The organism is Neisseria sp. P0018.S001 (assembly GCF_051957355.1).
Lineage (GTDB): Bacteria > Pseudomonadota > Gammaproteobacteria > Burkholderiales > Neisseriaceae > Neisseria > Neisseria subflava_A.
This window is the reverse complement of the sequence record NZ_JBQCWN010000013.1, coordinates 33435-47038: the sequence shown is the minus strand read 5'-3', so window position 1 is coordinate 47038 and position 13604 is coordinate 33435. Positions and strand designations below refer to the sequence as shown.

Below are 13604 nucleotides of genomic sequence, written 5' to 3'. Positions count from 1 at the left end.
GTTTTTAATATTGAAAAAAGGCCGTCTGAAAAACTCAAAACAGTCTTTCAGACGGCCTTTACTATATGGCATCAATTAGGAATAAAAGCTGTCGGCTGATTTGGAGATTGGGTTTTAAAAATCAGGCCAACCATTCGGCCAAGGCCGCTTCAAAACGTTTCAAGCCTTCGGTCATGTCTTCATCGTTCAGCAGCAGGCTGGGGGCGAAGCGCACCACATTGGCGCCGGCAACCAGTACCATCAATCCGTGTTTCAAAGCGGCGGCGGTAATTTCCGATGCCTTGCCTTTGTATTCGTCTGCCAACACGCAGCCGAGCAGCAAGCCCATGCCGCGGACTTCTTTAAATACGCCGGTTTTTTTGCCCAATTTACGCAAGGCCGTCTGAAGTTTTTGGCCTTGTTGTTCAACGTGTACCAATGTTTCGGGCGCATTGATGATGTCAAATGCACGGCTGCCGACCGCGCACGCCATTGGATTGCCGCCAAAGGTCGAGCCATGTGTTCCGGGGCCGAAGGTTGGGGCGATTTTATCGGTTGTCAGAATTGCGCCAATCGGGAAGCCGCCGCCTAAGGCTTTGGCGGAGCTGAGGATATCGGGTGTTACGCCGTAATGCTCGTAGGCAAACAGTTTGCCCGTATGACCCATGCCGGTTTGTACTTCGTCCAAAATCAGCAAAGCGCCGTGTTTGTCGCATAAACGGCGTGCGGCTTGCAGATATTTTTGGGTGGCAGGCAGGATACCGCTTTCGCCTTGAATCGGCTCGATAATTACGGCGCAGGTTTTGTCGCCGACGGCCGCTTCCAATGCGTCAACATCATTGAAGGGAACGTGGGTAATGCCGGCCGGAAGCGGCGCGTAGTCTTTGCTGTATTTGGGCTGGCCGCCGACGGATACGGTAAACAGGGTGCGGCCGTGGAAGCTGTTGAGACAGGAGATGATTTCGGTTTTGTGTTCTCCAAAATGATCGCGGCCGTATTTGCGCGTCAGTTTCAGCGCGGCTTCATTGGCTTCCGCGCCGGAATTGCAGAAAAACACTTTGTCGGCAAAGGTATTTTCGACCAATTTTTTGGCCAATTCTTGCGCCGGTTGGGTGGTGTAGATATTAGAAATGTGCCAGAGTTTTTGCGATTGTTCGGCCAAGGCTGCGACCAAATCGGGATGACAATGGCCCAACGCGTTCACAGCAATACCGCCTGACAGGTCAATGTATTCTCGTCCTTCGGTATCCCAAACTCGGCTGCCGAGCGCGCGTTCCGGAATCATGGGGGCGAATGAGAAATTGGGTGTCAGGTAGTTTTGCATTTTCTTTTCCTTTTAATATTGTCAACAATTTTTTCAATTATGCGCCTATTGATTGAGAGATTCAATATGGCAATCAGGCCGTCTGAAAACTGGATTTCAGACGGCCTGAAGCTTATTTATGCTTGATTTCCCAGCATTGATGGATTTTTTTGTTGCGGAAATCGTCAGGAACGGACTGTTTGGAAATGTCTTTGATGGCGTATTTTTCCGCGACCGAATCGTCCAACACAAAACTGCGCAGGTTGTTGGAGAAATACAGAATGCCGTCTGAAGCGAGCAGGCTCATTGCGCCGTCAATCAGCTTTTTATGGTCGCGCTGGATGTCGAGGATGTCGAGCATCTTTTTGCTGTTGGAAAAGCTGGGCGGATCCATAATGATCAGGTCGAACTTTTTGCCTTCGTCTGCGGCGTTTTGCAGGTATTGGAACACATCGGCACGGACGATTTTGTGTTGTTCGGGGTCTATGCCGTTGAGCTCGAAATTGCGTTTTGCCCACTCGAGATAAGTGTTGGATAAATCGACGGTTTCGCTGGATACTGCACCGCCGGTTGCGGCATAGACGGTGAAGCTGCCTGTGTAGGAAAACAGGTTGAGGAAGCGTTTGCCCGCTGCGGTTTCGCCGACTTTTTTGCGCGTGTTGCGGTGGTCAAGGAAAAGGCCGGTATCGAGGTATTTGTCGAGATTGACCCAAAACTTGCGGCCATTTTCAGTGATGACGAAATCGTTGCCGGTTTTGCCGGTTTTCTCGTATTGCTGCAAACCTTTTTGACGTTCACGGCGTTTAAGGTGGATTTGTTCGGGTGCAAAACCGGTCACAAAACCAATAGCTTCCAATACATCGGCAAGCCATGCTTCGTATTCTTCGGGCTGCATCAGCCAGCCGGTATCGTATTCCTGAAGATGGATTTGGTCGCCGTAAACATCGACGGCAAAGGGAAATTGGGGAATATCGCGGTCGTAAATGCGCCAGGCTTCGATATTGTTGCGTTTGGCCCATTTCATAAGATGTTTGATGTTTTTGCCCAAGCGGTTGGCAAAGGGGGTAATATCGGTCATGGTTTCAGACGGCCTGAATAAGTATTGGGAAGGGGTTGGATTTTAACGCACTTGATGTCTTTTTGCTTGACTGTTATCCATAAAATCTATATTATCCGCCGTTCGCCTTTTGATACGAAGCCATCGTCATCCAACCTAAACCGCCGTTTCGGGCGTGTTTCTTTTATTGCTTGCATATTTGCAAAGCCTTTTCTGTGCAGGTTGTCGTCGATGTTAACCACAAGCAAGATGCTTGCGACAACCCTGTAACTTCACATTTCCCGTATCGTTACTTTCCTTTGCTTCAGGTCGTCTGAACTTGTTCAGGCGTGCGCGTTGTTGTCTCTTAGGATAGATATGTCTATTAAATTTGCCGATTTGAACCTTGATAAAAACATTTTGTCTGCCGTAAGCAGCGAGGGTTATGAAAGCCCGACCCCGATTCAGGCGCAAGCGATTCCGTTTGCTTTGGACGGCCGCGATATTATGGCTTCGGCACAAACCGGTTCAGGTAAAACCGCAGCCTTCCTGCTGCCGACTTTGCAAAAACTGACCAAGCGCAGCGAAAAACCGGGCAAAGGCCCACGCGCTTTGGTGTTGACTCCGACCCGCGAACTAGCGGCTCAGGTGGAAAAAAACGCGTTGGCGTATGCTAAAAATATGCGTTGGTTCCGTACTGTCAGCATTGTAGGCGGCGCATCTTTCGGCTACCAAACCCGTGCTTTGAGCAAACCGGTTGACCTGATTGTCGCCACTCCGGGTCGTCTGATGGATTTGATGCAGAGCGGTAAAGTTGATTTTGATCGTTTGGAAGTGCTGATTCTGGACGAAGCCGACCGTATGTTGGACATGGGCTTTATCGACGACATCGAAACCATCGTGGAAGCGACGCCGAGCGACCGTCAGACTTTGTTGTTCTCCGCCACTTGGGACGGCGCAGTGGGCAAACTGGCGCGCAAACTGACCAAAGACCCTGAAACCATCGAAGTTGAGCGCGTGGATGATCAAGGCAAAATCGAAGAGCAGCTGTTGTACTGCGACGATATGCGCCATAAAAACCGCCTGCTCGACCACATCTTGCGCGATGCCAATATCGACCAATGCGTGATTTTTACATCCACTAAAGCCATGACCGAAGTCATCGCGGATGAATTGTACGAAAAAGGTTTTGCCGCCAACTGCCTGCACGGTGATATGCCGCAAGGCTGGCGTAACCGCACGCTGATGGACTTGCGTAAAGGCCGCTGCAAAATTTTGGTTGCCACCGATGTTGCCGCACGCGGTATCGACGTACCAACCATTACCCACGTTATCAACTACGACTTGCCAAAACAGGCTGAAGACTACGTTCACCGCATCGGCCGTACCGGCCGCGCTGGCCGTACCGGTATTGCGATTACTTTTGCCGAAGTAAACGAATATGTCAAAGTACACAAAATTGAAAAATACATCGGCCGTAAATTACCTGAGCTGACCATCGAAGGCATGGAGCCGACACGCAAACGCAAATCTGCCAGTGGCAAACCGAAAGGCAAAGGCGGCTGGGGCGATCGCAAATCCGGCGGCTGGCGTGGCGATAAGAAACCGGCTAAAGAAGGCTTCGGCGGCAAATCACGCGGCGAAGGCCATAAAAAAGACGGTTTCAAAAAAGATGGCTTTAAGAAAGACGGTTTCAAGAAGTCTGACGGTTTCAAAAAGGGCGGCGAAGGCTTTAAAGGCAAGCGCAAGTCTAACGACAGCTTTGGCGGCAAACATAAAAGAGGTTAATTTTTTCAATCTTAAGGCCGTCTGAAATAAGACGAAAGGGCGTGTGAAAACACGCCCTTTTTTTATAAATAAAGAATTATAGATGATACGATTATGAAGAATATATGGCAAATTTTAAATACTGTGGCATAATTATATTACTTATTACTATTTACTATATTTTAAAAAGGATGAACAAATGAAGAAATTATTTTTGACTGCTTTTGTTTCTGTCTTATTAGCAGGATGTGCTGGTACTAATTTTAATTGGGATAATGCACGGCAAATTAAGCAGGGAATGAATGAAAAGGAAGCTATTGCATTAATGGGTACTCCAAGTGCAGTAAAGTCATCTCCTGAAGGACTAATTTATGTTTGGACACATGTTAATGGAATGACAGGATCTATTAAAACTCTGTCAATGGTTGTGAAAGATGGCGTTGTTGTTTCTGCACCAGTTGTACCTGATGGATATAAATAAAATAGATCAATAATAAAAAAGCGTGAGTTAAAACTCACGCTTTTTTTCAGACGGCCTCTTACAAAGTGGCCAATACGGCATCGCCCATTTCGGAGCAGGAAACCAGTTTGGTACCTTCTTCGTAAATGTCGCCGGTACGCAAGCCTTGTTGCAGTACTTTTTGTACGGCGTTTTCAACTTGTTGCGCGCGTGCTTCGTCGTTCAGGCTGTAACGCAGCAACATGGCGAGAGACAATACGGTCGCCAGCGGATTGGCTTTATTTTGACCGGCAATGTCAGGAGCAGAGCCGTGAGACGGTTCGTACAGGCCTTTGCCGTTTTCGTCCAAAGAAGCAGAAGGCAGCATACCGATGGAGCCGGTCAACATGGAGGCTTCGTCGGAGAGGATATCGCCGAAGATGTTGCCGGTGGCAATCACGTCAAATTGTTTGGGCGCGCGCACGAGCTGCATGGCGGCGTTGTCGACGTACATATGGGAGAGCTCGACATCAGGGTATTCTTTGCCGATTTCTTCAAAGATTTCGCGCCACAGTTCGGTGGTTTCCAAAACGTTGGCTTTGCCTACGGAGCAGACTTTTTTGCTGCGTTTTTGGGCGGACTGGAAGGCAACGTGGGCAATACGGCGGATTTCGCTTTCGCTGTATTTCATGGTGTTGTAGCCTTCGCGTTCGCCGTTTTCCAAAACACGGATGCCGCGCGGTTCGCCGAAGTAAATATCGCCGGTCAGTTCGCGTACGATAAGGATGTCGAGGCCGGCTACGATTTCCGGTTTCAGAGTGGAGGCATTGGCCAGCTCTTTATACAAAATGGCAGGGCGCAGGTTGGCAAACAGATTCAAGTCTTTACGGATGGCCAACAAGCCGCGCTCAGGGCGCAGCGGACGGTCGAGATTATCGTATTGTGGAGAACCGACTGCACCAAGCAGTACCGCATCGGCTTTACGGCAAAGGTTTTGCGTGAATTCTGGATAAGGATGGCCGTATTCGTCATAGGCTTCGCCGCCCAAAGGTGCGTATTCGTAGCTGACATCCAAACCTTGTTCGATAAGTTTGTCGAGTACACGGACGGTTTCTGCAACGATTTCAGGGCCGATGCCGTCGCCGCGCAAGATAGCGATATGTTTGGTCATTTCGGGTTTCCTTATGGGAAGGTTTTAGGTAAAGGGCAGGTCGTCTGTTTTTCAGACGGCCTTAAATCAATTTGCTCTGAAAACGCTGATTGTACCATTATGGTACTGGTAAAGCTGGGTAGAAATCGCGTAGGCAGAGTCTTCAAATGCCTGCAGGGCGATATTTGCCATTGCCTGCAAAGCCTCTTCATCGGACGGGCTGCAAACGAGCAGAGCGTTGCGTGCCGGGACTGCAAAAACGGGATTGGCCGGCAGCATAGGATCGTCTTTAAGTACTTCGTCCAAAAGCAAAATCAGGGAAGCATCATAGTCGTTGTCCAAATGGATTTGAGCCAATGACCAACCTTCGGCATGATGAATTTGAACACGTCCATTCATTCGTTGGCGCAGATTATCCATGGCGGTACGATACAAGGCGTCCTCATCTTCAATACCGGCCTCTTTCATATGCTCACGATTGAGCGTATGCATGGATTCTTCCGTATCCACCATATAAAGCAACATGATATCGCCGGCAATCGGTTTGTATACCAGGTAATCGTCAGGTTCGGCTTCGTCCGTATTTGTAATCAGTCTGGCATTTTCCAGATAAATCGTATTTTTAATCGTCGGAAGAATTTGTTGTGCTGAAACACTGGCATCAGTGTCTTGAATCTTATAGATAACCGCTAAATTGGCTGCAACAATCGCCTCCAAGGCCTCGGGATTTTGCAGATAACTTGTGTAATGGTTGCTCAAATATGTGCTGAACGATGCTTCATCGTCTTCGGAAAAATGGACAATGATAGGTGAAGACGCAATAGTTTCGCCCCAGTCGATTTTTGCCTCAAGATCCAATTCTTCTTGAATGCGACGGGCAAAGTATTCGACAAATTCCTGCCAAGTCATTAATTTAGGTTTGGAGCGGAACAACCTGCTGAAAAAAGACATATTGTGTCCTGAATAAGGGGATAAGGCCGTCTGAAAAATTATAGACGCTCGGTTTCAACACGGATTTTAAAAACAACTTTGCGTATGTTTGCCCTGTCGCCGACCAATGGGGCATGCGCATCATTCGGGAAAAATAGCGCAAATTCACCTGGCTCCAAGGTCAGCCAGGTTTCCGGCTCGCAGTCGAAAAACTCGATATCGCGCTTTTCGTTGTAGCCCAAACCGTTTTTCAGACGGCCTCTGTCTATCCAGCCATATGTTTCGCTGCCATCAATCGGCGTTTGAATATCAATGTGTTTTAAGTGCGCTTCAGGCTGGGCTTCTCCCTGCGTCCTCATCGGCTCGCTGCCGATAAAAATACGGATATTGGGATTCTCGCATGGCACTTGGCCGTCCGGCAGCTTGGCAAAATCCAAGGTCTGCAACAGATGGAAGGCCTCGGCAAAGTCGGGATGCAAGGCAGCGTAGCGGGTGGCATTGCTTATGGTGTCGGTAATCATGGTATATTTTTGTAGATTAAAGGCCGTCTGAAACACTTAAATTTTTCAGACGGCCTTTTGTATATCAACCGTTAAACAGCCAAGGCTGGCTTTGGCGGCGTTTTTCTTCAAAGGCGTGAATTTCGTCAGCATGTTGCAGGGTCAGGCCGATTTCGTCCAAGCCGTTTAAGAGGCAGTGTTTGCGGTGTTCGGTAATGTCGAATGTGAATGTTTCGCCGCTAGGGGTGGTCAGGGTTTGCTCGGCAAGGTCGATGGAGAGCTGATAACCTTCGTTGGCTTCAACTTCTTTGAAAAGCTGGTCAACCTGTTCTTCTGTCAAAACGATAGGTAAAAGGCCGTTTTTGTAGCAGTTGTTGAAGAAGATGTCGGCAAAGCTGGGGGCGATGACGGCGCGGAAGCCGTAGTCGTCCAATGCCCAAGGGGCATGTTCGCGTGAAGAGCCGCAACCAAAGTTTTTACGCGTCAACAGGATTTGTGCGCCTTGATAGCGTGGTTGGTTCAGGGAGAAATCCGGATTTAACGGGCGTTTGCTGTTGTCCATGCCAGGTTCGCCGTGGTCGAGGTAACGCCATTCATCAAAGGCATTGGGGCCGAAGCCGCTGCGTTTGATGGATTTCAGAAATTGTTTGGGGATGATGGCATCGGTGTCGACGTTGCTGCGGTCGAGCGGGGCGACGATGGCGGTAATTTTGGTAAAGGCTTTCATGTCAGATTCTTATAGTAATAATGGGAAATTTTATGGCTATTCGGGTTAGCGTGTGCTGTGCAAACCGATTCGGTTGCCTTCTGTGTCTTCGATAAATGCTGCAAAGCCGTTGGCAATGCGGAATTTTTCTTGTAACAGTTTGCCGCCTGCTGCAACGGCTTTTTCTGCTGTTTCGGCACAATCCGGGCAATTGAAGAAAATGGTTGTACCGCCGTGGCCGGGCTGGGCATTGCTGTCGTGCCAAATCATGCCGGCCGTACCGTGTTGGGTGTAATCGGCTGGGAAAATGATGAAACGGAATCCGTTGCCGCCAACGTCTTGCAGGGGCTTACCGAATACGGATTCGTAAAAGGCTTTGGCGCGATCCAAATCATGAGCGTGAATACCAAACCAGCTTGACGGATTACTCATTGTTTCTTCCTTTGCTTGGAATCGTGAAAATGTCTGAAAAATTAATAATGTATCAGGCCGTCTGAAACGGAGTCAGGAGCTTCAGACGGCCTGATTTACCGAATTATTCGGTAGCGGCTTCGATTTTTTCTCCAACATGGCTCATGCCGCGGCCTACTGCATTGCCGCCTTTTTTAACGGCTTCGCCGGTTTTTTCGGCAACGTGTTCCGCGGTTTCTTTGGTTTTATCGGCTACGCGCTCGGCAGTCTCTTTGGTTTTGTCCCAATTGCGGTTGGTATCGTTTTTTGCGCCGGACCAAGTGCTGGAACAAGCTGACAGGATGAGGGCTGCGGCAGCTAATGCAAACAGTTTTTTCATACTAGATTCCTTTCAAGTTATCAATGATTAAGAAGGTTTTCGGACGTTTTGCGCAATAGGAAAACTTACTTGAGCAAGGTATTGTTTCAGACGGCCTGATCAATAAAGGCCGTCTGAAAATACTTTAAGCCATAGTGCGGATGTCGGTAAAGTGGCCGGTAACCGCGGCTGCAGCTGCCATGGCAGGGCTGACGAGGTGGGTGCGTCCACCGTTGCCTTGACGGCCTTCAAAGTTACGGTTGGAGGTGGAGGCGCAACGTTGTCCTGGGGTCAGGCGGTCGGCATTCATGGCGAGGCACATAGAGCAGCCCGGCTCGCGCCATTCAAAACCGGCTTCGATAAATACTTCGTGCAAGCCTTCTTTTTCGGCCTGTTCTTTAACCAAACCGGAGCCTGGAACAATCAATACGCGTTGTACATTGTCCGCTTTTTTACGGCCTTTGGCGATAGCGGCGGCTTCGCGCAAGTCTTCGATACGGCTATTGGTGCAAGAGCCGATAAAGACGATATCGACAGGGATTTCGTTTAATGGCGTACCGGCTTCCAAGCCCATGTATTCGAGGGCGCGTTCCATGCCGCTGCGTTTGACCGGATCGGTTTCTTCGGCGGGATTAGGCACTTTACTGCTGATGTCCAAAACCATTTCAGGCGAGGTACCCCAAGTTACTTGAGGCTCGATGTCTTCGGCTTTGAAGTGGTATTCTTTATCGAATACGGCGCCTTCGTCAGATACCAGTGTGCGCCAGTACTCGACGGCTTTATCCCATGCTTCGCCTTTAGGTGCGAAAGGTTTGCCTTTTACATAGTCGATGGTGGTTTGGTCGACGGCAACCATGCCTGAGCGCGCACCGGCTTCAATCGCCATATTGCACAAGGTCATGCGGCCTTCCATAGAAAGGCTGCGGATGGCTTCGCCGCCAAATTCAATGGCGTAGCCTGTACCGCCGGCCGTACCGATTTGACCGATGATATAAAGTGCTACGTCTTTGGCAGTAACACCGGGTTTCAGACGGCCTTCAACGGAAATCAGCATGGATTTGGATTTTTTAGCGGTAATACATTGGGTCGCCATGGTGTGTTCGACTTCGGAAGTGCCGATACCGTGCGCCAATGCGCCGAATGCGCCGTGGGTAGAAGTGTGCGAGTCGCCGCAGACAACGGTCATGCCGGGCAGGGTTGCGCCTTGTTCCGGGCCCATAACGTGCACAATGCCTTGGCCTTTATCCATAAACGGGAAGTAGGCGAGTGCGCCAAACTCTTTAATGTTTTTGTCCAAAGTATCGACTTGCAGTTTGGAAATCGGATCTTGGATACCTTTGTCCCAGTCGCCGGTCGGGGTGTTGTGGTCGGCTGTGGAGACCACGCTGTCGATACGCCAGAGTTTGCGGCCGGCCATTTTCAAGCCTTCAAATGCTTGCGGGCTGGTTACTTCGTGAACTAGGTGTCGGTCGATGTAAAGCAGGACAGTGCCGTCTTCTTCTTCGCGGACGACGTGGCTGTTCCAAAGTTTATCGTAAAGGGTTTGTGCGCTCATGATGAGTATTCTTTGCTATTGGTAGGTATGAATGATGGTTTGCGTTTATGGGCGGATTTTAGGCTTTTTATAGGGGCTGTGCAATAGAAATTTGTCCAATTTCTAAAATTTGTCGCAAAGTTTCAAAAATATTTATTAAAAATTAGACAAATTGTAGAATTGTTGACAAAAAGATGCATCTTATCTGAAAGAATGCTTGTCGAAATGCACTAAAAAGTTCTATCATTCTCACTCAATATCCACATTTACCAAGAGGTATAGAGAATGAAATTACCGGTAATGGCTCCTGAGCATCTGACTCAATTACGGGAATTTGAGAAAAAAGTCCTTGCCAATCATGCCAAAATCGAAGCATGGTTCCGTTCGCATTGGAACGAACACCGTCCGCCATTTTATGGTTCGGTTGACATCCGTAATGCCGGTTACAAAATTTCATCTATCGATATGAACCTGTTTCCGGGCGGCTTCAATAATTTGAATCCCAACTTTATCCCGCTGGCGGCGGTTGCCGCGCAAGATGCGGTACAGCGCGCATGTGAAACGGCCAAATCCGTATTGATTATTCCTGAAAACCACACACGCAACACATTCTATCTGCAAAACGTTTACGCACTCAGCGAGATTTTGCGTTCGGCAGGATACGAAGTGCGCTTGGGCAGCTTGAATCCTGAAGTGACTGAGCCAACCGAGTTTGAAACCGCGTTGGGCGAAAAAATTTTGCTTGAGCCTTTATTGCGTACCCGTGAGCGTGTACATCTCGCAGACGGCTTCTCGCCTTGCGTTGTTTTGTTGAATAATGACTTGTCTGCGGGCATCCCTGAAATCCTTAAAGACATCAGCCAAACCGTATTGCCGCCATTGCACGGCGGTTGGACGACTCGCCGTAAAACCGAACACTTCGGCGCGTACAACCAAGTTGCTGCCGACTTTGCCAAGTTGATTGACATCGACGAATGGCAAATCAATCCTTATTTTGAAAAAATCAGCGGTTTGGATTTCCAAGAGCGTGAAGGCGAAGATGCGTTGGCAGGCGCGGTAGAACGCGTATTGGCGAAAATTCAAGCCAAATACGATGAATTGGGTATTACTGACCAGCCTTTCGTTATTGTGAAAGCCGACGCAGGCACTTACGGCATGGGCGTGATGAGCGTTAAATCTGCCGATGAAGTGCGCGGATTGAACCGTAAAAACCGCAATAAAATGGCAAAAGTCAAAGAAGGTTTGGAAGTCAGTGAAGTCATTGTCCAAGAAGGTATTTATACCTACGAAACCATGAACGGCGCCGTGTGCGAACCCGTCGTTTATATGATGGACCGTTTCGTTATCGGCGGCTTCTTCCGTGTACACGAAGGCCGTGGTGCAGACGAAAACCTCAATGCCGGCGGTATGGTGTTTGTTCCGCTGTCCAACAGCATCCCTACCGGTAACGGCGACAACTCCCAAGAAGCGCCTGAAGCCTGCAAACGCGTATTTGAACAATGGGATTCGCTCGGCATGCCGCGCTCCGAAAAAGACTGCGACGTGGACAATGAACACAACCGCCTCTACGTTTACGGCGTAATGGCGCGCCTGTCCTTGCTTGCTGCCGCATTGGAGTTGGAGAAAACCGCGCCTCAAGCCTAATAAAGCATAAAGCGTTGATCGATATTGTCAGGCCGTCTGAAAATTTGTTTTCAGACGGCCTTTTCTGTCTGTACAATTCATTCTAACTAAAAAACATGATTTATTTTTATGAGCAAACCAGCCAATCCAGTTGAGACAACCGACAATCTGCAAGACCAAACCATGCAGCGCAGCAATACCGACAATGCGCCGCGTTCTGCTATCCATCAAACCTTGTATTCCGCCGATACCTTTGCTCAGCATGATTATCTTGCCGGAAAAAACTTGCCCGATATTGCCCGCCCGCAAGAAGGTCAAATCAACTGGCTGCATTTTGTCGGCATCAATGATGTTGTCTTGCTCAAACACGCGCTTGAGCCTTACGGCATTCATGAGCTGGTTATTGAAGATATTCTCAGCCGCAAACAGCGTCCGAAAATTGAAGACTACGGCAGCTATGTTTTTACTGCCGCACAGGTTTACCACTATACCTCCACAGGCAAGCTCCATTCCGACCAAGTGTATGTGATTATCGGCAAAGATTTTGTGTTGTCTTTCCAACAAAAACCGTTGGGCTTGTTCAGCCATCTCCGCCGGCAGATGCACGAAAATCCACACAATATTTTGAACAAAAATACAGCGTTTCTTGCTTATTGCCTGCTTGACCGTATTGTAGATGACTATTTCATCGTTTTGGAGTCGTACAACAACCGTGTCGAAGTAATAGACAAGTCCCTGTTTAAAAATGAAAACAGCGATATTCTCAGTAAGATTCACCGCCTCAAGCGCGATGCCGTCCGTCTGCGGCGCACGCTTTTGCCATTGCGCGATGTGTTCTACCAACTGGCCGTACGCGGCGATTTTGCTATTTTCAAAGGCGAATCGACCGTCTATTTGCGCGACGTGTACGACCACAATATGCAGCTTATCGAATCGCTTGATGCCTCGCGTGATATGGTGTTGAGCATGATGGACATTTACCTTTCCTTCCAATCCAACCGCATGAACCAGCAAATGCGCGTGTTGACGGTTATCACCATCATCTTTATGCCGCTGACCGTCATCACCGGTATCTACGGCATGAACTTCGACAATATGCCCGAGCTGCATTGGCATTACGGCTATTTCATGGTTTTGGGTGTGATGCTGTGCATCATCATCGGACTGCTGATTTTCTTTTCGCGTAGAAAATGGTTATGATCAGGTGTGGTAGATTGAATTTTTCCACTCAAAAACGGTAGAATCAAAATTCCTACAAAACATGCCGTCTGAAATACTAGGCGGCCTTAAAAACAAACCACTTCAAGAGGCCAAACTATGGAACAAGCACGCCAACTTCCTTCTCACGAACTCATTATGTCCGAGCTGATGATGCCGGATACGGCAAATTTCAGCGGCAACGTCCACGGTGGCGAATTATTGCGCTTGCTCGACCAAGTCGCTTATTCCTGTGCCAGCCGATACAGCGGCAACTACTGCGTTACCTTGTCTGTCGATAAAGTATTGTTTAAAGAGCCTATCCATGTCGGCGAACTGGTAACCTTTTACGCCAGCATTAACTACACCGGCCGCACTTCTATGGAAGTCGGCATCCGTGTAGAAGCGCAAAACATCCGCACCGGTGAAGTGCGCCATACCAACAGCTGCTACTTCACCATGGTTGCCGTAGAAGACGGCAAGCCGGTTGCCGTGCCACCTTTGGAAATCAATACATCGCGCCAACGTTGCCGTTATGAAAAGGCTAAAAAGCGCAAAGCATTGAGCTTGCAGGCTTCCGATGAAGATTCTTGCAGCAACTAAATTGAATTTATTAAATAACGAAGGCCGTCTGAAATCCTGTTTCAGACGGCCTTCACGCAAAAGCCATA

Annotated in this window: 14 protein-coding genes; 5 read left to right on the top strand and 9 right to left on the bottom strand. The window is 48.8% G+C overall.

Features of this window, described 5'->3' with window-relative positions; all coding sequences use genetic code 11:
• Positions 1 to 121 precede the first annotated feature (121 nt).
• A complete protein-coding gene (locus ACTHTJ_RS09115; RefSeq protein WP_070583942.1) occupies positions 122 to 1303 on the bottom strand; it encodes an aspartate aminotransferase family protein in 1182 nt (393 codons plus the stop codon).
• Positions 1304 to 1415: 112 nt separating this feature from the next.
• A complete protein-coding gene (locus ACTHTJ_RS09110) occupies positions 1416 to 2360 on the bottom strand; it encodes a class I SAM-dependent methyltransferase (RefSeq protein WP_070583941.1) in 945 nt (314 codons plus the stop codon).
• 336 nt (positions 2361 to 2696) lie between these two features.
• Between ACTHTJ_RS09110 and ACTHTJ_RS09105 the strand changes: the two genes are divergently transcribed.
• Positions 2697 to 4106, top strand: a complete 1410-nt coding sequence (locus ACTHTJ_RS09105) for a DEAD/DEAH box helicase (RefSeq protein ID WP_070583939.1) — start codon at positions 2697 to 2699, stop codon at positions 4104 to 4106.
• A 178-nt stretch (positions 4107 to 4284) separates the two neighbouring features.
• Positions 4285 to 4566 carry a hypothetical protein gene (locus ACTHTJ_RS09100; RefSeq protein WP_070583937.1) on the top strand — a complete coding sequence of 94 codons (282 nt, stop codon included), beginning with the start codon at positions 4285 to 4287 and terminating at the stop codon, positions 4564 to 4566.
• Between the two features lie 58 nt (positions 4567 to 4624).
• Here ACTHTJ_RS09100 and leuB read toward each other — a convergent pair whose 3' ends face one another.
• The 7 genes from leuB to leuC all read right to left on the bottom strand — a co-directional run bounded on the left by leuB (position 4625) and on the right by leuC (position 10134).
• On the bottom strand, positions 4625 to 5695 hold the full coding sequence (gene leuB / locus ACTHTJ_RS09095) for a 3-isopropylmalate dehydrogenase (protein WP_070583936.1): 1071 nt from the start codon (positions 5693 to 5695) through the stop codon (positions 4625 to 4627).
• Between the two features lie 66 nt (positions 5696 to 5761).
• Positions 5762 to 6625, bottom strand: a complete 864-nt coding sequence (locus ACTHTJ_RS09090) for a DUF1444 family protein (protein WP_070583934.1) — start codon at positions 6623 to 6625, stop codon at positions 5762 to 5764.
• A gap of 38 nt (positions 6626 to 6663) precedes the next feature.
• Positions 6664 to 7125, bottom strand: coding sequence for a YhcH/YjgK/YiaL family protein (locus ACTHTJ_RS09085; RefSeq protein WP_049322093.1), 462 nt, complete (start codon positions 7123 to 7125; stop codon positions 6664 to 6666).
• Positions 7126 to 7189: 64 nt separating this feature from the next.
• A complete protein-coding gene (leuD, locus tag ACTHTJ_RS09080; protein ID WP_003677355.1) occupies positions 7190 to 7831 on the bottom strand; it encodes a 3-isopropylmalate dehydratase small subunit in 642 nt (213 codons plus the stop codon).
• Positions 7832 to 7876: 45 nt separating this feature from the next.
• Complete coding sequence (locus ACTHTJ_RS09075; RefSeq protein WP_049331002.1) at positions 7877 to 8242, bottom strand: VOC family protein; 366 nt, start codon at positions 8240 to 8242, stop codon at positions 7877 to 7879.
• Positions 8243 to 8345: 103 nt separating this feature from the next.
• Complete coding sequence (locus ACTHTJ_RS09070; protein WP_070608961.1) at positions 8346 to 8600, bottom strand: hypothetical protein; 255 nt, start codon at positions 8598 to 8600, stop codon at positions 8346 to 8348.
• Between the two features lie 124 nt (positions 8601 to 8724).
• Positions 8725 to 10134, bottom strand: a complete 1410-nt coding sequence (gene leuC, locus ACTHTJ_RS09065; protein ID WP_107848963.1) for a 3-isopropylmalate dehydratase large subunit — start codon at positions 10132 to 10134, stop codon at positions 8725 to 8727.
• A gap of 264 nt (positions 10135 to 10398) precedes the next feature.
• Between leuC and gshA the strand changes: the two genes are divergently transcribed.
• The 3 genes from gshA (at position 10399) to ACTHTJ_RS09050 (ending at position 13536) form a co-directional block, all read left to right on the top strand.
• On the top strand, positions 10399 to 11757 hold the full coding sequence (gshA, locus tag ACTHTJ_RS09060; RefSeq protein WP_070583930.1) for a glutamate--cysteine ligase: 1359 nt from the start codon (positions 10399 to 10401) through the stop codon (positions 11755 to 11757).
• Between the two features lie 108 nt (positions 11758 to 11865).
• Positions 11866 to 12936: a magnesium/cobalt transporter CorA gene (gene corA / locus ACTHTJ_RS09055; protein WP_070583928.1), complete on the top strand. Its 1071-nt coding sequence runs from the start codon at positions 11866 to 11868 to the stop codon at positions 12934 to 12936.
• A gap of 117 nt (positions 12937 to 13053) precedes the next feature.
• On the top strand, positions 13054 to 13536 hold the full coding sequence (locus ACTHTJ_RS09050) for an acyl-CoA thioesterase (protein ID WP_128582619.1): 483 nt from the start codon (positions 13054 to 13056) through the stop codon (positions 13534 to 13536).
• The last annotated feature ends 68 nt before the right edge of the window (positions 13537 to 13604 follow it).